The sequence below is a fragment of the Pseudomonas sp. S150 genome, assembly GCF_004526365.1.
Taxonomy (GTDB): domain Bacteria; phylum Pseudomonadota; class Gammaproteobacteria; order Pseudomonadales; family Pseudomonadaceae; genus Aquipseudomonas; species Aquipseudomonas putida_A.
The window spans coordinates 3,741,263-3,764,333 of record NZ_CP038207.1 but is presented as its reverse complement, the minus strand read 5'-3'; the positions used below and the strand labels follow the sequence as shown (position 1 = coordinate 3,764,333).

Here is a 23,071-nt window from a genome sequence, read left to right as displayed (position 1 = left end):
GAGCAGGCTCACTCCTACAAGGGGTATGTGTTACAGCACGCCATATTCGCGAGCCGTGCGATCTACGGTGATGCGTGTCTTGTCGACCAATTCATCCAGCTCCGCGCGCGTGGCGATCAATGCGGGGGCCATGATCATCCGGCCCAGCGTCGAGCGAATGATCAGGCCTTCCTCAAAACCAATGGTGCGGCAGCGCCAGGCGATGTCGTTCTCGTTGGCAAAGCGCTTGCGGGTGGCTTTGTCTTCGGCGAATTGTAGCGCCGCCACCAGCCCCACGCCCTGAACCTCACCCACCAGCGGATGGTTGCCGAACACCTCACGCAGGCAGTTCTGCAGATAAGGACCGGTGTCGTTTTTCACCTGAGTGACCACGCCTTCATCGCGCAACGCCTTGAGGTTGGCAATCGCCACCGCAGCCGCCACCGGGTGCCCGGAGTAGGTCAGGCCGTGAGCGAACACGCCGCCTTTTTCCACCAGTGCTTCGGCCATGCGTCGCGACAGGATCAGGCCGCCCATGGGAATGTAGCCGGAGGTCAGGCCTTTGGCGATGGACAGGGTGTCCGGTTCAAAACCGAAGGCCTGGTGCGCGAACCATTCGCCGGTGCGACCGAAACCGCCGATGACTTCGTCGGCGCACAGCAGCACATCATATTTGCGGCAGATACGCTGGATTTCCGGCCAATAGGTGGCGGGCGGAATGATCATGCCGCCGGCACCCTGGAACGGTTCGGCGACGAACGCGGCGACCTTGTCGGCGCCCAGTTCGAGGATCTTGTCTTCCAGTTGCCGTGCGGCGCGCAGGCCGAATTCTTCCGGGCTGAGGTTGCCTTCGTGGGCGAACCAGTACGGCTCGTCGATGTGCGCGACGTCAGGGATGGTGCCGCCCATTTCGTGCATGAATTTCATGCCGCCCAGCGCCGTCGCGGCCAGGGTCGAACCGTGGTAGCCGTTCCATCGGCCGATCATGATTTTCTTCTCGGGCTGGCCCATCACCTGCCAGAACTTGCGCACGGTGCGGATCAGCACTTCGTTGGCTTCCGAGCCGGAGTTGGTATAGATCGCGTGGCTGTAGTGCTGGGGCAGCAGGCTGAACAACAGTTCGGAGAGCTCGATCACCTGCGGGTGTGTGGTATGGAAGAACATGTTGTAGTAGGGCAGTCGTTGCAGCTGCGCGCTCGCGGCAGCGGCCAGGTCCTTGCGCCCGTAACCGAGGTTGGTGCACCACAGGCCGGACATGCCGTCCAGGTAGCGATTACCGTCGTTGTCCCACAGCGCCAGGCGATCACCGCTGACCATCACCCGCGGGCCTTCCTCGTTGAGGGCTTTCTGATCGACGAACGCGTGAATGTGGTGGGCGGCGTCGGCGGCCTGGTAATCGCGGGTGCTACGGGTCGGATCGAATTCGGCGGACATGGCGGTTCTCCAGAGAAACGGGGCAAGTGGGTGCGCGTTCATTCCAGCGGTGCACGGTTAATATTTGTCACTTAAAAATATTTTTGTAAAGAAAATATTTGTCGGTGAAAAAAGAAATCCGTAGGCTGACGCCGATCAGCAAGACAGGACATCAGCACCATGAGCGGGCTCAGAGAACGGCAAAAGGAACAGCGCAGGGAAGTCATCGCGCAGGCAGCGCTGGAGTTGTTCAAGACCAACGGTTTTGCGGCCACCACGCTGGACCAGATCGCGGTCCAGGCCGGGGTTTCCGCGCCGACGGTGGTCAATTATTTCGGTGGCAAACAGGAGATTCTGCTGGCCTTGCTCAAACAGCCGGACGAGCAGGCGATGCGCGAGGCGCGGGCCAATCTGGATGACGACAGCGATCCGCTGGAGGCGTTGTGCGAGTTCGAAGGCTTGATGACCGACTATCAACTGCAAGCGATGCCGGCCTCGTTGTGGCGTGAGTTGGCGCCGTTTCTGCTCACGGGTGAACTGGCAGAGGCGATGAGTCCGTGGAACGCCGTAGTTATTGAAGAAACCAAGGCTTTGCTGGAGCATTTTCAGCGGTTGGGCAAGGTGCGCGAGTCAGTTGATATCGATGTGGCTGCCAAGCTCTTCAATCAGTACGCGAATATGGCGTTCATTCGCCTTGCGACCGACGAGTCGGCAGACCGGGATGCTCACGCCGGGCATATGCGAAGTGTGTTGAATCTGATATGCGGGGGGATTTGTGCTCAAGGATGACGAGCCTTGGATTGTTCGGAGAAGCTAATCAAACCTAAATAAAAGGAACTGAACAAACTCTTACCTATTGCCAAATGAACTAAAAAACTGTCATTTTTTACAGTTAAAAAACATCCTCAGATCCTTGAATATGCAGATTCGTAGCAGTGCTGATGCAATACATTTGCTCTTATTCAAGGAGATAAAAAATGGGTGTTATTGTAGATACGATTAAACCTGGTAACGGCGTTACTTTCCCGAAGAGTGGGCAAACGGTCGTGGTTGAGTACACCGGTTTTCTTATAGATGGTCGGACGTTCGATTCAAGTAAGTATAAAGAGAAGCCCTTTAAGTTTAAAATTGGTCGAGGACAGGTCATTAAAGGCTGGGACGAGGGTATTGCTCAAATGAGTGTAGGTGAAACCAGCAAGCTGACAATCACTTCTGATTATGCCTACGGGCCGCTAGGGGGGCCGGGCGGCGCAATTCCACCTAATGCGACCCTTATCTACGAAATAGAACTTCTTGCCCTGGAGTAGCGACAACCTATTTACAAAGTCATGACGCCCCCGCTTGAACTACCCAAATAAACCAGGCATTGCCAATCTGTCTTGCGATAACGACGATGCTTGGTTTGTCAAATAACTTCCTCGCCAGAGAACGCCTATGAGCTCAACGCGAGTGGCTCATAACCGTCAAGGCACACCGTCCCCTACGATATACAGCGCGCTGAAGGGATAGCTCCGCACAGCGTCTGCCCATTCTTGTAGCTCAGTCCAGTTACCAGCTGCCACGTCTCGCTCATCAGATCTACAGAGGATATGTGTTTACCGGCGGATGGCCGTATACGATTGCCGCAGATCACTGGCCCAACCATCCAGCACGCCTTTGACGTCATCGGCGGTCAGCACCTGTTGGTCGTTTTCCAGCGGCAGCCCGATGCCCTTGCGCACGACTTCGGCGACCACTTCGCCGGTTGAGCCGTCTTCGAACGAGACTTCGGTGGTGATTTCACTGTCCTGGTCACGGATGCCGCTGGCGGTGCTCACGCCGGCGGCAACCAGAGTCACCGGGAGCCATTCATAAAAGCGCAGGCCCTGGGTGCTGGCGGCGACGCGGGTGATCGCCGGTCTGACGGTCAGGGTGTTCGGGCCGGGTTGCGATACCAGGTGCATGACCTTGCCCAGTTCCAGCCTGAGGGCGGCGTCGTAGTAGTCGGTGACGCCGGACAGCGTGCTCAGCGGGATCCGCTCGGTTGGCGCGGCGCTGGGGTAGAACTGGCTGGGCGCCAGATAGGCCTGGGTGTAACGCCCCCGCGCCAGCGCCGGGCTGACCCAACCCAGCACCGTCTGCCCAGATGGCGACTGGCGCTCGCTGAGCACGCTGTAATCGTGCAGAAATCCGGTGTACTTCTGCGGTTCGACGGTTTTGTTGCTGCAGGCCGAGAGGCTGAGGGACGCCGTACATAGCACCGACATCAAGCAATGGCTTCTGATCATGCGAATCCTTGTTTTGCGCTTTTGCCTCGCGTGGTTCAAGCGCGGGCAGTGATTGGGGAGGAGAGCGGCGGGGTGTTGTCCGAGCATTCGATGTGCAACTGGCCGTGGCTCATGATCCATTGGATCAGGTCGGCGGTCGGAATCGAATGCACGTACTCGACCCATTGCGAATCGCCGGGGCCGTACTGCTCGAAATAGCGGCGCAGGACGATGCGGCTTTGATCATCTGACAGGCCCAGGCAGAACTCCTGGAACAACAGCGGCGTATCCTGCTCGGGCGCGCTGGTGCGCTGGCTGAGAATCAACGGATAGCGGGCGTCGTGGCCCTCGGCGGTATAACGGTTGTGCAATGCGCTCATTGAAAGCCCCCCGGTTGTTGATGGCGTGCAGGGTGCCTTAGGGGTTTTGCCGCAGAATGTCCGCTTGATGTCCGGGGCGACGGAATGTTGCTCGATTGAAATATATGACCCGCCCGCCAGAATAGTTTTAGATGCGTTCTTTTTGGCCTGAGGATCCTGTGCCCGTGAGCAGACTGCTGATCGTCGACGATGACGTGGAAATTCTCGCCCTGCTGAAGAAGTTCTTCGTCCAGCACGCCTACGAGGTCGATGTCGCCGCCGACGGCGCAGCGATGTGGGCGGCAATTGCGCAGCAGCGCCCGGACACGATCATTCTCGACCTGATGCTGCCCGGCGAAGGTGGCCTGAGCCTGTGCCAGAAAGTGCGCGCGCAGATGGGCATTCCGATCATCATGTTGACCGCCATGGGCGAATTGAGCGACCGGATCGTTGGCCTCGAACTGGGCGCCGATGACTACGTCACCAAACCGTTCGCCCCGCGTGAATTGCTGGCTCGCCTGCGCGCCGTGCAGCGCCGCGCCGGTGAGCAGGTCAGCCCCGCGAGCGAGCCGTCACGGCCGGTGATCGCCTTCGCCGGTTGGCATCTGGACATCACCTGTCGCGAGCTGCGCTCCCCGGAAAACGTGATGATTCCGCTGTCCGGTGGCGAGTTCGATCTGCTGGTGGTGTTTCTCGAACACCCGCAGCGCATCCTCACCCGCGAGCAACTGATCGACCTGTCTCGTGGTCAGGGCCACGACGCCTTTGATCGCAGCATCGACGTGCAAGTCAGCCGCCTGCGGCGCAAGATCGAGCCGGACAGCAAGCGCCCGGATCTGATCCGCACCGTGCGTAACGGTGGTTACATGTTTACCGCCAAGGTCACGCGTTCATGATCCGTCGATTCCTGCGCCGTGATCCGCTGAGTCGGCGGATCGCCCTGACCATCGTCGCGGCCATGCTCGCGTCGCTGGCACTCAATTTCCTGTTCGTGGAGGTGGCCGGGACCTGGGCGCGACCACCGATTGAACGTACCGGGTTGCTGGAGCAGATTGCCGCGACCGTCAAAGTGATCGAGGCTGCACCAGCGCCTTTACGCCCGAAACTGGCGCACGCGGCAACCGGCCCGACGCAGGAGGTGACGTGGAGTGCGCAACGCGACGAACTTGGATTGCCAGCAGGTGGTACGCAGCTCATCGCCAACAAGACGTCGGGGTTGCATCAGTTGTTGGGCGATGAGCGAGACATTCGGGTGTTCAATCCCGCTGACTGGCCGAGCGGCAGTCCGCTGGCGCGCTATGCGGCGCTGATTCAACTGCCGGATTCCAGTTGGCTGTTGTTCTCTTCGCCCGAGCGCTCCTGGGGCCTGGACATCGGCACGCGCATCGCGATCATCATCGCCCTCGGCCTGATCGCCACCGTGCTGGTGGCCTGGCTGGCCACGCAGCAACTGGCCAAGCCACTGCAACGCTTTGCCAGCGCCGCCCGGCGTTTTGGCGGTGATCTGCGTGCGCCGCCGATCAAAGTCGAAGGCCCCGACGAGATCCGCCAGGCGATCATCGCCTTCAACACCATGCAGGCGCAGATTCAGCACTACATCAGCGAGCGCACGCACATGTTGGCGTCGATTTCCCACGATTTGCGCGCACCGTTGACCCGCATGCGCCTGCGCAGCGAGTTCATGGAGGATCTCGATCACCAGAGCAAACTGATCCGCGACATCGAAGAAATGCAGTCGATGATCAACGCGGCACTGGCGTTCTTTCGGGAAGACACTCAGCCGGAGCAAAGCACCGCGTTCGACCTGTCGGAACTGTTGCAGACGATCATCGACGACTACCGCGACCAGAACATTGCCATCGATTTCAACGGCCCGGCGCATCTGGTCTACGAGGGCCGGCCGCTGGGGATCAAACGGGTGATCGTCAATCTGCTGGAAAACGCCGAAAAGTACGCGCAGCAGCCGGCAATCGCGCTGAGCAGCGACGGTTACAGCGTGTGCATCGACGTCAGTGACAACGGGCCGGGAATTCCCGAAGCGTCGTTGCAGCGGGTGTTCGACCCGTTTTTCCGCCTGGAAACCTCGCGCAACCGGGAAACCGGTGGTGTCGGGCTCGGGCTGTCGGCGGCGCGGGCGATTGTGCGCGAGCAGGGCGGCGAACTGAGTTTGAGCAATCGCAGCAGCGGTGGCTTGCTGGCGCGGGTTGAGTTGCCTTTGTAATACTTTGAAACATTTGCGAGCGGCCGGCGGTCAACAGGACACATTCACTGCAAGAAGCGTCCATGAAAACCCCACGGCCCTCCGCACGTCTTGAACCCCTGTCGCAACTGCGCAATCTGAAAATGGCTCGCTCCGCCCACGCCTATGTCCGTGGCAGTACGGTGCAGTTTTATGAGTGGCTGCACAGCCAACCGGGCCGCAACTTACCGAAGGGGCCGGCGGTGTGGATCTGCGGCGATTGTCACGCCGGCAATCTCGGACCGACCGGCGACCTGAAAGGGCGCATCGACATACACATCCGCGACCTCGACCAAACCGTTATCGGCAACCCTGCGCATGATCTGGTGCGTCTGGCGCTTTCCTTGGCCACCGCCGCCCGAGGTTCGGACCTGCCCGGCGTCGCCACCGCGCGCATGCTTGAAGAGATGATGCGCGGCTATGAACAAGCATTCGAAGACGACGTCGACAAAGAGCCGCCAAGACCCGCGCAAGTCAAGGCCGGCATGCGCAGCGCGGTGCAGCGCACCTGGAAGCATCTGGCCCAGGAGCGCATCGAGAGCACCAAACCAACTATTCCGCTGGGCAAGCATTTCTGGTCGCTGTCACGGGAAGAACGCAGTGCGCTGAAGACCCTTTGCGCCACGCCAGACCTGCACACGCTGGTGACCTCATTGAAGGGCCGCAACAAGGACGACCGGGTGAAAATGCTCGACTCGGCTTATTGGGTCAAAGGCTGCAGTTCGCTGGGGCTCAAGCGTTATGCGGTGCTACTCGGTGTGGGCGAGGGCGACGATCAGGAATATTGTCTGCTGGATATCAAGGAAGCGATTGCCGCCGCCGCACCTCGGGTGGCCCGCGCCGCGATGCCTCGCGATAACGGCAAACGTGTGGTTGAAGGCGCGCGTTTTCTCTCGCCGGGCCTGGGCAATCGGATGATCGCCACCCGCGTGCTCGACCATGGCTTCTTCATCCGCGAACTGCTGCCGCAAGACATGAAACTGGAACTGGATCAATTGAGCCAGACCGACGCTATGCTCGCCGCCGGCTATCTGGCCCGCGTCGTGGGGCTGGCCCATGCCCGGCAGATGGACATGAGCACACGGGCGTCATGGATGCGTGAACTGCAAGCGTGCCGCTCGAAGACACTGGATGCGCCGTCGTGGCTGTGGACCAGTGTTGTGCAGTTGGTTGGCAAACATGAGAAAGGTTATTTGGAGCATTGCCGGCGTTATGCGCTGGAGCATTGATCTGCGTGGGTGAAACAGTTGTCGGTTGCCGATATGAAATTTGTTCTGTAGATTTTCATGAAATTATAAGAAATAAATTTCATGAGGCGCCGAATGTTTCAGCAATCCCAACAGCATGTCGCCAGTTATTACGCCCACAGTTGCGCCGATATTCTCAGCACACGGCCGGCGCTGGAAGGTGCGCACGACACCGACGTGGTGATCATCGGTGCCGGTTTCAGTGGGCTGCACACCGCGTTGCGCCTGGCCCTGGCCGGCAAGCGCGTCACCGTACTCGAAGCCAGTCGCGTGGCGTGGGCCGCGTCCGGGCGTAATGGCGGGCAGGCGATTTTGGGCTGGTCGTGCGACATGCCGCCGCTGGAGGCTGCGCTTGGATATGAGTGCGCCAGGCGTCTGTGGGACGGCATGCGTTGGGCCGCGCAGGAGCTGCGTGAATTGCCCGGGCGGCATGGTTTCGATTGCGACTATCGCCCGGGCCATTTGTGGACGTCGGTGATGCCGCGTCGAGTCAGCCTGCTGACTGAGTGGCAACACGAAGCCAGTCACAAGTGGGGCCACGACGGTCTGCAGTTCATCCCTCGCAAAGATTTGCCGCAATGGGTCGCCAGTGATCGTTATCAGGCCGGCCTCTTTGACGCCGAGGGCGCACACCTCAATCCGTTGAAGCTTGCCCTGGGGCTGGCCGCCGCCATCGAGCGTGCCGGCGGGCGTATTCATGAGCAAAGCAAAGCGTCGAGTTATCAGCAGGAGGGCAATGGCTTCCGGGTCAATACCGAGCGCGGTTCGGTGAAGGCCGATGTGCTGGTGCTGGCCTGCAACGCCTATCTCGATCAACTCGACCCGCAACTCTCCAGCTGCATCCTGCCGGTTGGCACCTATCAAGTCGCCACCGCACCGCTGACACCGGAGCAAGCCACCGCGCTGCTGCCGAGCAACGTCTGTGTGACCGACAACCAGTTTGTTCTCGATTACTTCCGTCGCACGCCGGACAACCGCTTGTTGTTCGGCGGTGGCTGCACTTATCTGGGCGGTATGCCCAAGGACATTGCGGCGGCGACTCGGCCGTTTCTCGAACGCGTGTTTCCGCAGCTTAAAGGTGTAGAGGTGGAATTCGCTTGGGGCGGGCATATCGATCTGACCATGAACCGCACGCCGGATGTCGGCGGCGAGGGCAATCGTTATTGGCTTCAGGGTTATTCGGGGCACGGCGTGTTGCCGACGCTGGCCGCCGCCCGTGCGGTGTCCGATGCGATTCTCGGCGAGGCGGATGAATTGGCGTTGTACCAGGGCCTGAGCAATGGCCGTTTCCCCGGCGGCAAGCACTTCGCAGCACCGCTGGAGGCTATCGGCAAGGCTTGGTATCGGCTGCGCGACAGCATTTGATGAGATTTTGACCATGAACAAGCAAGAAGAAATCGCTGCGCTGGCGATCCTGATCCACGACCTGCGCAAGCACAAGAAATACACCCTCAAAGAGCTGGCCGACAAGATCGGACGTTCGGTGGGCTTTCTCTCGCAAGTCGAACGCGGCTTGTCGCGCCCGACCGTGGCCGACCTCACCGCGATCAGCGAAACCCTCGGTGTGCCGACCACCTATTTCTACAGCCTGCCCAAAGCCAAACAAGTGCCGTGGGTCACCCGTCCGGACGAACGACGCACGCTGTATTACGCCAACGGCATCACCGACATTCTGGTGTCGCCGCAGATGCGTGCCTCGTTCTCCATGCTCGAAAGTCATCTGGAGCCGGGCGCGAGCAGCGGCGACCGGCACATGAGCGACAGCTCGGAGCAGGGCGGCTACGTCCTTGAAGGCGAACTGACCTTGTGGCTGGGCAACGACGACGAGCCGGTGACCTTAAAGGCCGGTGACAGCTTTCAATTCGACAGTCACACCCATTGCCGCTACGGCAACCGCACCGGGCAGCTCACCCGCGTGCTCTGGGTCTACACCTGATAACAACAAAGGATGAACACGATGGACGCTGTCTGCTCTGACCTGCTCGCCGAAGTGCGCGCGTTTCGCCAACGTTACCCCGAGGTGCGTTATGTCGACCTGATTTCCCTGGACATTCCGGGGCATTTTTACGGCAAACGCTATCCGGTGGACATGCTCGAAAAAGTCGCGGCGGGCAGCGCGCTGAAGCTGCCGCAGAACTGCGTGCTGCTCGGCGTGCAGGGCGGTCTGTTCAAGATTGGTGATTACTGTTTCAACGACGGCGACCCGGACGCCGTGCGCCGCTTGGTGCCGGGCACGCTCAAGCCCGTGACCTGGGAAGCGCAGCCGCTGGGGCAGATGCTGATTACCTCCGACGGCACCGCCAAACCGATCGAGTTCGAACCCCGCGAAGTGCTGGCGAAGGTACTGGATCGATTGGCGGGCAAAGGCATTCACCCGGTGGTGGCCTTCGAACTGGAGTTCTATCTGTTCGACAAAAAACTGCGCGACGGCCTCCCGCAATTCCCTCGGGACGAACTGACCGACGATGCCGATGATCAGCCGAACATGCACATCGAACGTCTGTCACGTTTCGCCCCGGTACTCGACGAAATGGTTGAAGCAACGCGGGCGCAGGGTATCGACGCCACGGTGATCACCGCCGAGCTGGGGCCGGGGCAGTTCGAAATCAATTTCGGCCATCTGGACGACGGTTTGTGCGCTGCGGACTGGGCGGCGCTGTTCTGTCGTAGCACCCGCGGGGTGGCGCTCAAGCACGGCTACCGCGCCAGTTTCATGGCCAAGCCGTACGTGGAGCATCCGGGCAGCGGCATGCACGTGCATGTCAGCCTGTATGACGCCGCTGGCAATAACCTGCTGGCCGCCAATCACCAGCAAGCGCTGCGCCATGCGGTGGCCGGCTGCCTGGATCTGCTGCCGCACAGCATGCCGATCTTCGCTCCAAACCAGAACGCCATGCGCCGCCTGAGCGGCACGGTGAACACCGCGACCCAGGCGAGCTGGGGTTACGAGGATCGTGACGCCTGCCTGCGCATTCCCGAATCGGACACGAAAAACCTGCGCATCGAATACCGACTGGCCGGCGCCGACGCCAACCCGTATCTGGTGCTGGCGGCGATTCTGGTGGGTCTGGAACATGGCCTGGAAACCGGTAAGGAGCCGATTCCGCCGCTCAACGATGACCGCAACAGCGGCATCGCTTTCCCCACGGAAATCCTCGACGCGGTGCGCGCCTTGCAGCATCAGCCACAACTGCGTGCGGGACTGGGCGCCGAGTTTGTCGACGTGTATTGCGAGAACAAACGTCAGGATCACCTGGCATTCATGCAGGAGATCAGCGCGCGGGAGTATCGCTGGTATTTGTGATCACTGGTTCAGCACACCACGTGAATCGGGTGCAGGGGCCGCGATGAGCGATCCACGAGGTATTTTGAACACCGGGCGTGAGGATGGCGAAATAACGGCTTGAATGACGTCTGGAGAAAATCCAACGCCATCCCATGCGGTGTCCGCGCTGAGTTGGAAATAGTTGACTTTGGCTGGCAGCTATCGGCCAGAAGGGGTCATTCAAAGGATGGTTGTCAGTCTCTAACTATTATTTCTTCACACTTCTTTTGCTTTATGGAGGTGCACCAAATAATTCATATGCGCTCCTTTTTGATGCTGTTGCAGCCGCATCTCCACAATTAAAGGCTCCGTTGGTCGTGGTTTATTTGCCAAAATGGTGCATAAAAAATAGTTTGACAGCGCAGTTCGGTTGAACATTAATTATCAGGGCGCTCAACTGGAATGTGAAACACACTCTGCTACGGTTCGTGTTTAAGGGTTGCTACTTCGTATTGACCAGTATGAGCGATTGGGCGCTCGACCGGTTGAGGCCGTTTCTACGATTGGCAGCTTGCGACTGTGCTAAGGGGGTTGACCATGTTTTTCGGCGTAAGATGGTATGATCGAGAGTATTTCGAAAAGAATCGAGATATATACAAGAATAAAATGCACGGCCACCTCTTTTCTAAGTTTGGTGTGAGCGCAGAAAGCTTTAAAGTCAATCATTTTGTAGCAGGCTGATTCGTGTGAAGGGGTCGCCATGGCAGGGAGCTATAGCGGCGTTCATACGAAGAAGGAAATTATGAATTGAGTACATTTCGAACGTATCTATGCCTGGAGTTATTGCTCTGGATCTACCTCGGATGTTGGAACACAACGCTGCCTCTGATTATTGTACAGCGGGGCAGCCTGTTTGAACTGGCTGTCTACGAAACAGCACTCGCATTCGCAGCGATAATTTCAATGTTGTGCTTTGCGCCACGCGTTGAGTCGATGCGCCGTAGTACTGCTCTTAAGGCAGGTTGTATTGTAATCTTGTTTGCCAGTGCATTGCGGTACTTATTTGCTTCTAACTGGTATTCGCTTGACGCCCTGATTCTCATCGACGTTATCGCCGTAGCAGCATTTGGAGTGGTCCAGCCTCTTTTTGGCATCTACCCTGCTGAAACTGTTGATAAACATCAAACGAGTGCTGCATTTCGCATTCGGCGTATTGTTGTTACCGTGGGTAGGGTTGCGGGGCCTTTGTTAGCGGGCATTGTAATTGCGGTGTATTCATTGGACATCTCGCTACTTTTTTCTTCAATACTGGGACTAGTAGCCGTAGTAATAGCAATGGCTCTACCGATAAGTGAAGCCCCCACAAAGCCGAGATCAACATCACATCGTATTAATGACATATTTCTTGGGCTTAAACTTAAATGCATTCTTCCGCCAGAACAATTTTTGACCTGTTCTGGGCTGCTACTTGGTTTGACCGTCACGGCGATCGTGCCGATGCTGGTTCCAACACTTATACATACTCGCAATCTTGCGGAAGGCAGTGCAGGCCTGTTGAATGCTGTCTTCGCGAGTGGAGCTATTGCAGGCTTGTTAATTTTGAGCCCAATTATTGCTAAAAGACAAAATCAGCGCAAAAAGTATCTTGGATGTTGGTCGTTACTGACTTTTTCACTTTGCGCGACGACGCAAAGCGATGAAGTTTGGCTATTGGTTCCTTGGCTATTTTTCGCGGGGGCGGCCAGTGCTTGTATTACCTTGATCGGGATGGATAAAAGAGTTGTGTCTATACCTTCGGGTGCACGCGTAAGATTGGTGGCGTCCACGTTGGTTATTAGTCAGTTGGGAAGCTCGGTTTCATTCGTGATGACTGGCGCTATCATGTCAAAATTCAGCACGGCGAGTCTGGTATGGCTGTATCTGGGAGTGTTTGCAGTTATCGTTTTATACTCCATGCGTTCAAAAGAGGTATGGCAATTCCTAGAGAATGATGCTGAGGTGGAGCTGTATTATCAAAATAAACATCCGAAGCTCGCGGCAGTTATGGCTACATGACATAGGCTTCAGGTAAATGGAAGGGTTTATTGTAAAATATCAAGGGATTGTGGTTGCTCGTGTACGTCATACAAACATGACCTTACCGTGATGGGCGCTCCATCGAGTAAAGGGCGTATTGCAGGTCTAGGACAGCTCTTGTAGGGGATGGGGGTGTCGAGTAGACGTCGGGCACCTCATATAGGTTGGAAGAGAGGCAGATACTACACAAATGCCAATACGTCCGCTTCTGGCCCAGAGTGTGTAAAAACGCTAGATCTCCTCTCGGTCTTCAAGGCTGACCCTGCTCTCGCGAAACGCGGGGTCGAAGTTATCTGATTTGGAACAGGCGGGAGATCGCGGTTATGGCCTTGTCTCCGTCAGTTTCATAGAGACCGAACAGGCGCGTTTGGTCGCTCAGACGATGAAGCCGAAAATGGTTATAGAACGCTTGGCCTAAGCGCTGATTATCGAATACACCGCGTTCCCAAAGAGTTAAAAACTCTTGATACGCAACGCGCTCAATTTCCAGTCTCGGCATGCTTTCCATATACACATCCATCTATGTCAGCGATGACCGAATCCTACTGACGCCGGACAGATGCGGCAATGCGTGTTTGGGGCGATTTTTAATCATCCGAGCTGGCTTTGGAGTTTTTATCGGGCAACTTCCGGTCAGAAGGCGACACTCGCGAGTGACCGCTTTCCCATAGCGGCCCTGCGCGAACGGCGGATAAAGAGGAAGTCTGTCGCTCTCGCTTAGCCCAACCTCACACCAGCGCATCATCCTGATGTGACAGCGGCTGCACCGCCAGGTGTGGCGTTTCGCCGAAGAACTCGATCAGCAGTTCAGTGAGCACACGAATTTTGCGCGCAGGGTGCGGACCCGGCGGGCGGATGATGTAGGCACCGGCCGGAGGGGGAGGATGGTTTGTCATGATCGGCACCAATGCGCCGGATGCCACGTGTTCATGGGTGAGGCAGTCGGGCAGGTAGGCGACACCCAGGCCTGCGGTCGCGGCGGCGACCAGGGCGATGCCGTTGTCGGCCTTGAAGCGGCCTTGCGGACGAACCGTGATGACTTTGTCGCCATCCATGAATTGCCAGGCTTCGGTGCCCTGCATGAGCGCCTGATGGGCAATCAGTTCATCCGGCGTCTGGGGTTCTCCATGCGCGTTGATGTAGGCGGGGCTGGCGACGAGCTTGGTGTAGATAGGGCCAATCCGTCTAGCGATCAGATTGGAGTCCTGCATATAGCCCACCCGGATGGCGCAATCGTAGCCCTCGGCAATGAGGTCAACGAAGCGATCGCTGTAACAGGTCTGGACGTGCAGCTGCGGATGCCGACGCGCCATTTCTGCCAGCATCGGGGCGAAGTGACTCTGGCCGAACGACAGCGGCACGGCCACGCGCAAGCGGCCGCGGAGGGCGCCGGCGGGCAGGATCGTTTCCTTGGCGATGTCGATCTCGGTGCAAACCCTGGCGGCGTAGTCCCGGAACGTCGCACCGGCCTCGGTAAGCGCCGCCCCGCGCGTGGAGCGTGCCAGCAATTGCACACCCAATTCGGTTTCAAGCCGAGCCAGGCGGCGGCTGACGATCGATTTCGACACGCCAAGACGCAGGGCAGCCTGCGAAATGCCCCCGGCATCAGCCACTTCCACGAAGGTCTGCAGTTCTTCGATGTCCACTCTTGCGTTCCTCTTTTCGCGACACAGCACGTCGCGCAATGCTACTACTGCGTCAAACATGGGAACAGCACAATGGATTTGCCGGGCATGGCGTCATTCGCACGTGTCTCGGAACCCATCACCCGCACAGGCTCCGGCCTGATTCACAAACGTGCGTCACCCATGAAAAGGATTTGCCAATGGCAAGCGAGACTCTCCGCAACCCCCATACCGATCAGCTACTGACCCCGGAAAACTCGGCGTTGATCATCATCGATTATCAGCCTGTTCAGGTTTCTTCGATCCGCTCGATGCCGCGTGATGAACTCGTCTTCAACATAACCAGCGTCGCGAAGGCGGCGGTCAACTACAACCTTCCGATCATCCACTCGACAGTCAATGTCGCGACCGGCCGCAACAAGCCGCCGATCCAGGAGCTGCAACAGGTGCTCGGTCATCTGCCGACCTATGACCGCACATCGATCAACAGTTGGGAGGACACGCAATTCAAGCAGGCAGTCAAGGCGCTCGGGCGCAAGAAGCTCATCATGACTGCACTCTGGACCGAAGCGTGCCTGACATTCCCGGTGCTCGACGCGATCCAGGAAGGTTATGACGTTTATGTGCCAGTCGATGCGGTCGGCGGCACATCGCTCGCCGCGCACGAGGCGGCGTTGCGCAGAATGGAACAGGCGGGCGCGAAGCTCATCAGCCGGGTGCAAATGTACTGCGAACTACAGCGCGACTGGGCGAGAGAAGTGACCGTGCCGGGCTTTCTGGGCGTATTCGAGAACTTCGACGGGTTCAACGCTGAAAAAGCGCTGGAAGAGGCGGACAAGAAGGCCTGATTAGCGGGCAATGAATGAAGGTGTCGCTCGCGAAAGCGGGCGCCACCTTATTTTTTACTGCTGCAAACGACTGCTTTTGTGCCGGCCCCGCCGCCGATTCAGTACCCTGAATGCGTCATGACCCTGTCAGATATCAACATGTGGATACTGGACAGTCGTGTCGCTAACTCATGTCTCAGGAAGAGGCTTCACCAAAACCAATACGGCAGAAACTTCGGTGTGGGTTCGATCATGAGTTCCAGGTGGTAGGTGATCGGGTTGAAGAAAAACATATCCAGTATCAGAAATGCCGCTACGCCAAACGACAGCGTCATGAACTCGCGATAGGGATGCTCGGCGAAGTACTGGTGTTTGCCATGGTAGAAGCTCAGCAGCGCAGACAATCCCAAGACTACGCCCAGGTAGTTGGGCTGTAACGGAACATCGGCGAAGTTGTTGTAGACCAGCACCGCCACCAGCATCCCCAACCCAAGCAGAGGCAACTTCAGGCAGAAATTCATCAGGCTGTTTTTGGCGCGGACCAAGGCGGCTTCCTTGCTGACGAAAAGGTAGGCGGCCAGCAGCGAAATGGCCGGGGTGATTGCGAGGATGTAGCGCGCTTTCTTCGAGCTGGGAATAGTGAACAGCACCAGCAGCACCAACAGCCACCCGGTCAGATACAGCAGCAGGTCGATGTCTTTATCGCGGGTCGAGCGGAAGAACAGTTTGTACTTCTTGAGAATTACATTAATGGCGTAAAACACCGTGATGCCGTAGGTCAACAAGCCTGCGGAGAAGTAGAAGTAATAGCGTGGCGCGTGGTCGGAACCGAAGCGTCCGATGCCCTGCATGTTCAGCACTTCCTCAAGGAACGCTTGCCCGCCTTGCAAGTAGGCCGCCCATGCCAGCAGCGCAACGCCAAGAGTCAGAATCACGCCCGAGAGCAATGAATACAGCAGCAACATGCGCCACTGCCGACTCAGCAAGTAATAAGCGCCAATGACACTCGCGGGCCCGATCAAGCCAATTGGCCCACGAAAGGCGAAACCCAGCGCCAGGCCGAGGTACAGAAACACCAGGCGCTGTGGGGCCTTTTTCATTTCGGCCGAATAGGCAAAGTAGAAGCACATCACCGTTAACAGCGCCGGATAGATATCCAGTGCCAGTGAGTTGACGCCGTCAAGAAAAGCCCAGGTGAGCAGGCTGAAAAGAACGCCATACGCGCCCCATTTCTTGCTGTGCAACGCGCCCAGCCGATAAATGAATACCAGCATCAGCGAAGCGGCCACGCAGGACGGAAGACCCATGGAAAGAATGGACACCCGGCCGAACGGCAAGGAAACCAGATAGACCAACAGGGTATTGAGAACCGTATAGTCGGGATAAGGCTTGATGTCGTCGGCAATCGGGAACAGTGTGATGCCGTGCAGCAACATGTACTCGGCAAAGTCGACAAAACGTGTTGTGTAGTTGAGGACAGCGGGTTTGTACTGCAACGCCATGAACACGGCCAGCGTCATGAAAAAAATGCTCAGGCATGGATTTCTTGTAATCAGTCCTTTCAACAACACTGCCCGCCAAGTGCGCTCTACAACAAGCGGGGCCTCATATCGATCCATCGGTAACCCTTTAGTGAAGATGTTCTTTTTTACCGCAGTCCTGAAAGCCCGGTAAGCCGTAAGTGAAGTTGTGTATTTCGGAAAATTGAATTTGAGCCTAGCCCACGGCATGGACTATTCAAGCATGACGTGCCTAAACACTCCCTGAACAAGACTAATCAAAGTCGACAAAAAACATTATTAACGAGGCGCGTCGAGCCGGGCTTTCTACGTATTTCGTGCTCGGCAATATTGGCGGTAGGTAGAAAAGGTTTGATGTGAGTTGATCCCTGTTTAATCTTGAAAGTAACAGCGGACTCCATCTGTGCCAGTCAGTAGGCAATGGGGTCGAAGCTCACTTTTTGATTGTTCGGGAACATAACTATTCCACCCAGACTACCGCGTCCAGGGTGAAAGCACTTTTGCGCCTGGCAAATTAGCTAGTCCATGGCTCCGCTGCGCAAGCGCCCGGCATCTCGGGCAGGAGGCAGGCCAAACATTCGCGCGTAGTCACGGCTGAATTGGGACGGACTCTCGTAGCCCACGCGGTAACCGGCACTCGCCGCATCCAGTGCTTCGGCCACCATCAGGCGCCGGGCTTCCTGCAGCCGAAGCAGACAGCGAAATTCGATCGGACTCATCGACGTCACCGCTTTGAAATGAGCATGAAAGGTGGAGCGGCTCATGCCTGCGATGTCGGCAATATCGTCAATGCGCAACGGTTCCTGATAATGGGCACGAAGCCAAGTAATCGCTTTGGCGATCTGGCCGAGGCGGCTGTCGGCCTTGGCCATTTGCCACAGCATGCCATTGCCACGGAGGGTGAGCAGGCGATAGAGCACCTCACGTACCACCAGCGGAGCCAGTTCGGCTGCGTCTTGCGGCGTGTCCAGTAAGCCAGCCAGCCTGGTCACCGCGTCGAGTAGCTCCGGCGTGCTGCCATTGAGTTCGATGCCGGTCGACACCACGGCCTTCTCGTGGCTGGTCGGAGGATTGCGCAAGGCCAGTTCGCTTAGCACCGTCATGTCCAGATCGAGCACCAGGCATAAATAGGGTTCTGCCTCGCTGGCTTCGATAACCGAACCCATCACCGGAATATCCACCGAGGCCACCAAGTAGTTGGCCGCGTCGTAAACGTAGGTCGTGCTGCCCACCAACACTTGCTTGCGGCCTTGCACGATGTAGCAGAGCGTCGGCTCATAAACCACGGGCATGGGCACTGTCGGGGTATCAGAACGCACCAGAGTAACGCCTGCCAGTGGTGTCAGGTGAAAACCATTTGACGGTGCATGACGGCTGATGAGGTCGATCAGCTTGTGCCGCGGATTCATGGCGTTTCCCAAAACGTTCTACTACGGAACGCAAAATGGTTCGGAGGATGATGCAAGGATGCTGGACGATACTGATACGTGCAAGTCGCGATCTCCACGCAAAATCTCCCTACAGAAAAACCTGTGTTTCGTAAGGAGTTCCTATGTCTACTCGTTCAGCACTCGATCACTACCGTCTGCTCGGCCGCTCCGGCATTCGTGTTTCCCCGCTCGCATTGGGCACGATGACCTTCGGATCTGACTGGGGGTGGGGGACGGACGCCGCCGGCGCCCGGCAAATTTTCGACGCCTATGTCGAGGCGGGTGGAAACTTTATCGACACCGCGGTCAATTACACGAACGGGGCTTCCGAGCGCATTCTTGGCCAATTGATGAAGGGCCGGCGCGAGCGCCTGGTTATTTCAACCAAGTACACCATGGCCCGTAATCCCGGTGATCCCAACTCAGGCGGCAATCAGCGCCTGAACCTGATGCGTTCGGTGGAAACCAGCCTTCGTCAACTGGACACTGATCGCATTGACCTGTTGTACCTGCATGCATGGGACTTCACCACGGGTGCGGAAGAAGTGATGCGCGGCCTGGATGACCTCGTGCGCAGCGGCAAGGTGGTGTATCTGGGCATCTGTAACACGCCCGCGTGGAAGGTGGCGCAAATGCAAACGCTTGCCGAGCTGCGCGGTTGGTCGCCCCTCGTGGCACTGCAAATCGAATACAGCCTGGTGGAGCGCACGGTGGAGCACGAGCTGCTACCAATGGCGCGAGAAATGGGACTGGGCGTAATGCCGTGGTCTCCGCTGGGCGGCGGTGTTCTGACCGGCAAATACGGGCGTGACGACCTGAGCAACAGTAACGAAGCCGGCATAGCGGCAAATCGCAAGGGCGTGATCAGTTCATCGGGCCACTTGACCGAGCGTTCGTTGCAAATCGCCAGTGTGGTGGTTGATATCGCTGGGGAGATCGGCGCGAAGCCGTCCCAGGTAGCGCTTGCGTGGACATTGCAAAACCCGGCCGTGGTGGCGCCCATTATCGGCGCGCGAACATTGGCGCAAGCCGAGGACAACTTGAAAGCACTGAGCATCGAGCTGGATCAATCGCATATCGCCCGCCTGGATCAGGCAAGCGCGCCGGAGCTGATTTTTCCAGGCCGGTTTGTGGCCAAGCCGATGGTTCAGCAATTGGTATTTGGCGGCATCAAGCTGCAGGGACGAGCGGGCTAAGTGCCGCAAGCAGGAACACTATCGATAGCAGGAGCAAATACCATGGCCAGAATCCGTTTCGCCAATCTCACCTACAAGCTTGTGTTCTGTGCTTTGCTTGCCTGTTTTGCGACTTGCGCCTCGGCCAATCTCGAGCAAGGACAGGGGGCGGTGGTCGCAAGCAACAAGGCCTTTGTTGCCGCGGCGTTCGACCGTTGGGCGGCTGGTGGGGCTGACTTCTTCAACGATGTTGTGGCCCCCAACGTCGTGTGGACCATTGAGGGATCAGGACCTCACTCCGGCACTTACCGTGGCCGCAACGACTTGATGGAGCGAGCCGTTCGCCCCCTGACCGTCCGCCTCAAGACGCCCATCCGGCCAGTGTCAAGGCAGCTTTGGGCCGATGGTGATTACGTCATCATCCACTGGAAAGGCGAAGCCGTCGCTCACGACGCAAAGCCCTATACCAACAGCTACGTCTGGATCTTCCGCATGGAGCAAGGGCGTGCGACAGAGGTGACGGCGTTCCTCGATCTGTCTGCTTATGGCGATGTGTTACGTCGAATTCCCCCGTCAGAGTAAAGCCAGGCGCCATGGTGAGCAGGTCGTTAATCTGTTCGGCTGTGGGGGGGCTCTGGTCGACATCATCGAGGAAGGATTTGAGAAGTTTTCCAGCGCGTTCAAGCGCTGGATCGAGTCGAAATTGTTTCAGCGCCAAGGTGGGCCATCTGAGACTTTACGGGCTCCGACTGCCGCTTGAGGCATGGCAAATCTCAGCTTGTGGCAAACGGCTGCCGCTCCTTGAACCACGTGAGCGCCTGTTGTTTGAACGCCTCGGCCGGCGGTGTCAGTGGATAACGCTGGTCGTGGGCGAGCACGATGCGTTGCACCGGCAATGGCTCGCGAATGGGGCGGCAGACCAGTGGCTGGCCGTCGTAACTGTGATCGCCGAAGGGCCGGGTATAGGTCAACGCCACGCCAAATCCGTTGGCCACCAGACTGCGCTGAAACTCGAAACTGTGGGTGTGCTGAACGCTGGCCGGGGCATAGCCATGGAAGTTGAACAAGTCCAGCACGTGCTGCCAGCTGTGGATCTGATCCGTCACCACCAGAGGGCATTCGCTTAGTGCTTGCAGGCAGACCTCGGCCGCACTGGCCAGCGGATGATCGGCCGGCAGCAGGGCGTGTGCGCGCAGCTGACAGAGCTCGACGCATGTGGTGTTGGCCGGCAAGCCCAGATCGTAGGTCAACGCCAACTCCAGCGTGCCCTCGGCCAGACGCTTGCCGAGATACTCGAACTCGCCTTCGCGCATGTCCACCGTGACCTGCGGGTGTTCCTGCTGCAAGCGTCGCAGGATCTGGGGCAGGCAGTACGGCGCCAGATCCGCGTAGCAGCCGAGCACCAGTTCTCCGGAAAAATCCGTGCTGTCAGCACCGATGTCGGCGAATGCCCGAGCCTCGCTCAACACGCGCTTGGCCTGAGTCATCAGCGTGCGCCCGAACGGCGTCAGCGAGACCCCAAGGCCTCGTTGACGAACGAACAACGGCTGGCCGAAAAGCTGTTCCAGTTCGGTAATCGCGGTGGAGATCGAGGGCTGTGAAACATGCAGTTCCTCGGCCGCCAGTGTCAGGTTGCCGTGCTTGGCCGCAGCGAGTGCGTAACGCAGTTGTCGCAGGCTGAACTTCATAAGATTTTCTTCGGTGACAGATCAAGACATATTATTTTCTCTTGGCTGAGTGTCATGGAATATTTGCCCTGCGCCTACTTTTATTTCTTGCGTGAGGGAGTTTCAGGTCATGACAGCCAGCGCTTACACCGTTAATGAAAAAGACATCGAAGCCTTCCAGCGCGATGGTGCGGTTTGCCTGCGCGGAGTGTTCTCCGGGTGGATCGACACGATTGCCGCCGGCATCGAGCGCAACCTCGCTGAACCGGGCGTGTATGCGAGCCGCTACGTTGAAAAAGATGACCAGCCGGGCGGATTTTTCGACGACTACTGCAACTGGCAACGGATCCCGGAATTTCGCCACATGGTCGAACAGTCCCCGGCCGCATCGGTCGCCGCTGCGATCATGCGTTCAAACTCGGCACAGTTCTTCCATGATCATGTGCTGGTCAAGGAGCCAGGCGCGCAGAAAGCCACGCCTTGGCATCAGGACATTCCCTATTACTTCGTTGAAGGCAGCCAGAGCGTGAGTTTCTGGATTCCGGTCGACCCGGTTCGCGAGTCGACGTTGCGCCTGCTGGCCGGGTCGCATCGTTGGGAGAAAGGCATCAAACCGGTGCACTGGGCTGATCAGAGTGACTTCTACCGCGATGCCGATGGCTATCGTGAAGCGCCGGATCCGGATTCGGAGGAGGGCATGCAAGTGCTGGAGTGGGAGATGCAGCCGGGCGATGCGGTGCTGTTCGATTTTCGCACCGTGCATGGCGCCCGAGGCAACGCGTCGGCGCAGCGTCGCCGGGTGCTATCGCTGCGCTGGCTCGGCGATGACATGCGCTACTTCGAGCGGCCGGGGCGGACTTCGCCGCCGTATCCGGGGCATGCGATGCAAACCGGTCAACGACTGCGCGAAGACTGGTTTCCGACGATTCATCGGCAAGCCTGAGTTGTGAATTGCTGACAGGTGCCCGTCACGTCGTGATGAGCACCTGTACCGCCGTAATCCTGTTCACTGTGTTGGAGCGTGCGATTGTGAAAAGAACAAACAGCCTGTTGGCCCCCCTGTTTTCCATCGGCCTGTTGGCCGTCAGTGCGTCGAGCCAGGCCGCCGGTTGGTGCGAGTCGGGCAAACCGGTGAAGTTCGCCGGGCTCAATTGGGAAAGTGGCATGTTGCTCACCGAGGTGCTGCAGATCGTGCTCAAGGATGGTTACGGCTGTGCCGTCGACACGCTGCCCGGCAACTCCATCACCATGGAAAGCGCCTTGGGCAGCAACGATATCCAAGTGTTGGCGGAAGAGTGGGTCGGGCGCAGCGAGGTCTGGAACAAGGCCGCCAGCAGCGGCAAGGTCGTGGGTGTCGGTGCGCCGATCATTGGCGCCACCGAAGGCTGGTATGTGCCGCGGTATCTGGTCGAGGGCGATGCCAAACGCAACCTCAAGCCCAAAGCGCCGAACCTGAAAAACATCGCCGATCTGCCGCAGTACGCCGCGCTGTTCAAGGATCCGGAAGAACCGGGCAAGGGCCGTTTCTACAACTGCCCGGCCGGTTGGACCTGCGAACTGGAAAACAGCGAGATGCTCAAGAGCTACGGCCTGCAAGCCAGCTACACCAACTTCCGCCCCGGCACCGGCCCGGCCCTCGATGCGGCGGTGCTGTCGAGCTACAAGCGCGGCGAGCCGATCCTGTTCTACTACTGGTCGCCAACCCCGCTGATGGGTCAGGTTGATCTGATCAAACTGGGCGAGAAACCCGGCGTCGATAAACAGATCAGCATCAAGGTCGGCCTGTCCAGCGTGTTCCATGCGCAGGCACCCGAACTGGTCGGCGTACTGGAAAAGGTCAATCTGCCCATCGATCTGCTGAACCAGAACCTGGCCCGCATGACCAACGAGCACATCGACTCGCCGAAACTGGCGAAGATATTCTTCAAGGAACACCCGGAAATCTGGCACACCTGGGTCAGCGATGCAGCGGCGAAAAAGATCGACGCGACGCTTTAGTTCGA

The 23,071-nt window shown here is 58.1% G+C and carries 22 protein-coding genes; 14 read left to right on the top strand and 8 right to left on the bottom strand.

The annotated features are described in order from the left end of the window. Positions 1-30: 30 nt before the first annotated feature. Entirely contained in the window at positions 31-1,413 is a 1,383-nt protein-coding gene (locus E3Z29_RS17220; protein WP_134786431.1) for an aspartate aminotransferase family protein, read from the bottom strand. 159 nt (positions 1,414-1,572) lie between these two features. Between E3Z29_RS17220 and E3Z29_RS17215 the strand changes: the two genes are divergently transcribed. Continuing rightward, positions 1,573-2,181, top strand: coding sequence for a TetR/AcrR family transcriptional regulator (locus E3Z29_RS17215; RefSeq protein WP_134786430.1), 609 nt, complete (start codon positions 1,573-1,575; stop codon positions 2,179-2,181). Positions 2,182-2,369: 188 nt separating this feature from the next. Then, entirely contained in the window at positions 2,370-2,699 is a 330-nt protein-coding gene (locus E3Z29_RS17210; protein WP_134786429.1) for an FKBP-type peptidyl-prolyl cis-trans isomerase, read from the top strand. A gap of 288 nt (positions 2,700-2,987) precedes the next feature. On the opposite strand, the gene E3Z29_RS17205 is transcribed toward E3Z29_RS17210, so the two are convergent. Then, complete coding sequence (locus E3Z29_RS17205; protein ID WP_372241191.1) at positions 2,988-3,638, bottom strand: DUF3313 domain-containing protein; 651 nt, start codon at positions 3,636-3,638, stop codon at positions 2,988-2,990. Between the two features lie 56 nt (positions 3,639-3,694). After that, positions 3,695-4,018 (bottom strand): hypothetical protein, encoded by a 324-nt coding sequence (locus E3Z29_RS17200; RefSeq protein ID WP_097089845.1) that lies wholly within the window; start codon positions 4,016-4,018, stop codon positions 3,695-3,697. Between the two features lie 131 nt (positions 4,019-4,149). Here E3Z29_RS17200 and E3Z29_RS17195 point away from each other — a divergent pair, with 131 nt between their 5' ends. The 7 genes from E3Z29_RS17195 to E3Z29_RS17165 all read left to right on the top strand — a co-directional run bounded on the left by E3Z29_RS17195 (position 4,150) and on the right by E3Z29_RS17165 (position 12,803). Beyond that, positions 4,150-4,893, top strand: a complete 744-nt coding sequence (locus E3Z29_RS17195) for a response regulator (RefSeq protein WP_098964057.1) — start codon at positions 4,150-4,152, stop codon at positions 4,891-4,893. After that, positions 4,890-6,218, top strand: a complete 1,329-nt coding sequence (locus E3Z29_RS17190) for an ATP-binding protein (protein ID WP_134786427.1) — start codon at positions 4,890-4,892, stop codon at positions 6,216-6,218. The genes E3Z29_RS17195 and E3Z29_RS17190 overlap by 4 nt, the downstream gene beginning before the upstream one ends. Before the next feature lie 62 nt (positions 6,219-6,280). Beyond that, complete coding sequence (locus E3Z29_RS17185; protein WP_098964055.1) at positions 6,281-7,465, top strand: DUF2252 family protein; 1,185 nt, start codon at positions 6,281-6,283, stop codon at positions 7,463-7,465. 93 nt (positions 7,466-7,558) lie between these two features. Next, positions 7,559-8,848, top strand: a complete 1,290-nt coding sequence (locus E3Z29_RS17180) for an FAD-binding oxidoreductase (protein ID WP_134786426.1) — start codon at positions 7,559-7,561, stop codon at positions 8,846-8,848. A gap of 13 nt (positions 8,849-8,861) precedes the next feature. Next, positions 8,862-9,419, top strand: coding sequence for a helix-turn-helix domain-containing protein (locus E3Z29_RS17175; RefSeq protein ID WP_134786425.1), 558 nt, complete (start codon positions 8,862-8,864; stop codon positions 9,417-9,419). A gap of 21 nt (positions 9,420-9,440) precedes the next feature. Further along, entirely contained in the window at positions 9,441-10,787 is a 1,347-nt protein-coding gene (locus E3Z29_RS17170) for a glutamine synthetase family protein (RefSeq protein WP_134786424.1), read from the top strand. A gap of 768 nt (positions 10,788-11,555) precedes the next feature. Then, positions 11,556-12,803: an MFS transporter gene (locus E3Z29_RS17165; protein ID WP_134786423.1), complete on the top strand. Its 1,248-nt coding sequence runs from the start codon at positions 11,556-11,558 to the stop codon at positions 12,801-12,803. Between the two features lie 310 nt (positions 12,804-13,113). On the opposite strand, the gene E3Z29_RS17160 is transcribed toward E3Z29_RS17165, so the two are convergent. Both E3Z29_RS17160 and E3Z29_RS17155 read right to left on the bottom strand, forming a co-directional pair. After that, the gene (locus E3Z29_RS17160; RefSeq protein WP_134786422.1) at positions 13,114-13,332 is read right to left on the bottom strand and encodes a hypothetical protein; all 219 of its coding nucleotides are present in this window, start codon (positions 13,330-13,332) and stop codon (positions 13,114-13,116) included. A 220-nt stretch (positions 13,333-13,552) separates the two neighbouring features. After that, entirely contained in the window at positions 13,553-14,470 is a 918-nt protein-coding gene (locus E3Z29_RS17155) for a LysR family transcriptional regulator (RefSeq protein ID WP_134786421.1), read from the bottom strand. A gap of 179 nt (positions 14,471-14,649) precedes the next feature. On the opposite strand from E3Z29_RS17155, the gene E3Z29_RS17150 reads away from it, so the two are divergent. Further along, entirely contained in the window at positions 14,650-15,297 is a 648-nt protein-coding gene (locus tag E3Z29_RS17150) for a hydrolase (RefSeq protein WP_134786420.1), read from the top strand. A gap of 188 nt (positions 15,298-15,485) precedes the next feature. Here the strand turns inward: E3Z29_RS17150 and E3Z29_RS17145 are convergent, their stop codons facing one another. Further along, positions 15,486-16,796: a glycosyltransferase family 39 protein gene (locus tag E3Z29_RS17145; protein WP_134787584.1), complete on the bottom strand. Its 1,311-nt coding sequence runs from the start codon at positions 16,794-16,796 to the stop codon at positions 15,486-15,488. A 518-nt stretch (positions 16,797-17,314) separates the two neighbouring features. Beyond that, positions 17,315-18,205 (bottom strand): AraC family transcriptional regulator, encoded by an 891-nt coding sequence (locus E3Z29_RS17140; RefSeq protein WP_134786419.1) that lies wholly within the window; start codon positions 18,203-18,205, stop codon positions 17,315-17,317. A gap of 143 nt (positions 18,206-18,348) precedes the next feature. On the opposite strand from E3Z29_RS17140, the gene E3Z29_RS17135 reads away from it, so the two are divergent. Together E3Z29_RS17135 and E3Z29_RS17130 are read left to right on the top strand one after the other, a co-directional pair. After that, complete coding sequence (locus E3Z29_RS17135; RefSeq protein WP_134786418.1) at positions 18,349-19,422, top strand: aldo/keto reductase; 1,074 nt, start codon at positions 18,349-18,351, stop codon at positions 19,420-19,422. Between the two features lie 42 nt (positions 19,423-19,464). Then, complete coding sequence (locus E3Z29_RS17130; protein WP_134786417.1) at positions 19,465-19,983, top strand: nuclear transport factor 2 family protein; 519 nt, start codon at positions 19,465-19,467, stop codon at positions 19,981-19,983. Positions 19,984-20,174: 191 nt separating this feature from the next. On the opposite strand, the gene E3Z29_RS17125 is transcribed toward E3Z29_RS17130, so the two are convergent. Continuing rightward, on the bottom strand, positions 20,175-21,089 hold the full coding sequence (locus E3Z29_RS17125) for a LysR family transcriptional regulator (RefSeq protein ID WP_134786416.1): 915 nt from the start codon (positions 21,087-21,089) through the stop codon (positions 20,175-20,177). Positions 21,090-21,198: 109 nt separating this feature from the next. Here E3Z29_RS17125 and E3Z29_RS17120 point away from each other — a divergent pair, with 109 nt between their 5' ends. Further along, on the top strand, positions 21,199-22,011 hold the full coding sequence (locus E3Z29_RS17120; protein ID WP_134786415.1) for a phytanoyl-CoA dioxygenase family protein: 813 nt from the start codon (positions 21,199-21,201) through the stop codon (positions 22,009-22,011). Between the two features lie 86 nt (positions 22,012-22,097). After that, positions 22,098-23,066: an ABC transporter substrate-binding protein gene (locus E3Z29_RS17115; protein ID WP_086791533.1), complete on the top strand. Its 969-nt coding sequence runs from the start codon at positions 22,098-22,100 to the stop codon at positions 23,064-23,066. Positions 23,067-23,071 lie beyond the last annotated feature (5 nt).

Excerpts from the sequence above, each read along its gene's own strand:
- E3Z29_RS17220 (WP_134786431.1), bottom strand. The coding sequence starts at position 1,413 with ATGTCCGCCGAATTCGATCCGACCCGTAGCACCCGCGATTACCAGGCC.
- E3Z29_RS17215 (WP_134786430.1), top strand. The coding sequence starts at position 1,573 with ATGAGCGGGCTCAGAGAACGGCAAAAGGAACAGCGCAGGGAAGTCATC.
- E3Z29_RS17210 (WP_134786429.1), top strand. The coding sequence starts at position 2,370 with ATGGGTGTTATTGTAGATACGATTAAACCTGGTAACGGCGTTACTTTC.
- E3Z29_RS17205 (WP_372241191.1), bottom strand. The coding sequence starts at position 3,638 with ATGTCGGTGCTATGTACGGCGTCCCTCAGCCTCTCGGCCTGCAGCAAC.
- E3Z29_RS17200 (WP_097089845.1), bottom strand. The coding sequence starts at position 4,018 with ATGAGCGCATTGCACAACCGTTATACCGCCGAGGGCCACGACGCCCGC.
- E3Z29_RS17195 (WP_098964057.1), top strand. The coding sequence starts at position 4,150 with ATGCGTTCTTTTTGGCCTGAGGATCCTGTGCCCGTGAGCAGACTGCTG.
- E3Z29_RS17190 (WP_134786427.1), top strand. The coding sequence starts at position 4,890 with ATGATCCGTCGATTCCTGCGCCGTGATCCGCTGAGTCGGCGGATCGCC.
- E3Z29_RS17185 (WP_098964055.1), top strand. The coding sequence starts at position 6,281 with ATGAAAACCCCACGGCCCTCCGCACGTCTTGAACCCCTGTCGCAACTG.
- E3Z29_RS17180 (WP_134786426.1), top strand. The coding sequence starts at position 7,559 with ATGTTTCAGCAATCCCAACAGCATGTCGCCAGTTATTACGCCCACAGT.
- E3Z29_RS17175 (WP_134786425.1), top strand. The coding sequence starts at position 8,862 with ATGAACAAGCAAGAAGAAATCGCTGCGCTGGCGATCCTGATCCACGAC.
- E3Z29_RS17170 (WP_134786424.1), top strand. The coding sequence starts at position 9,441 with ATGGACGCTGTCTGCTCTGACCTGCTCGCCGAAGTGCGCGCGTTTCGC.
- E3Z29_RS17160 (WP_134786422.1), bottom strand. The coding sequence starts at position 13,332 with ATGGAAAGCATGCCGAGACTGGAAATTGAGCGCGTTGCGTATCAAGAG.
- E3Z29_RS17150 (WP_134786420.1), top strand. The coding sequence starts at position 14,650 with ATGGCAAGCGAGACTCTCCGCAACCCCCATACCGATCAGCTACTGACC.
- E3Z29_RS17145 (WP_134787584.1), bottom strand. The coding sequence starts at position 16,796 with ATGACGCTGGCCGTGTTCATGGCGTTGCAGTACAAACCCGCTGTCCTC.
- E3Z29_RS17140 (WP_134786419.1), bottom strand. The coding sequence starts at position 18,205 with ATGAATCCGCGGCACAAGCTGATCGACCTCATCAGCCGTCATGCACCG.
- E3Z29_RS17135 (WP_134786418.1), top strand. The coding sequence starts at position 18,349 with ATGTCTACTCGTTCAGCACTCGATCACTACCGTCTGCTCGGCCGCTCC.
- E3Z29_RS17130 (WP_134786417.1), top strand. The coding sequence starts at position 19,465 with ATGGCCAGAATCCGTTTCGCCAATCTCACCTACAAGCTTGTGTTCTGT.
- E3Z29_RS17125 (WP_134786416.1), bottom strand. The coding sequence starts at position 21,089 with ATGAAGTTCAGCCTGCGACAACTGCGTTACGCACTCGCTGCGGCCAAG.
- E3Z29_RS17120 (WP_134786415.1), top strand. The coding sequence starts at position 21,199 with ATGACAGCCAGCGCTTACACCGTTAATGAAAAAGACATCGAAGCCTTC.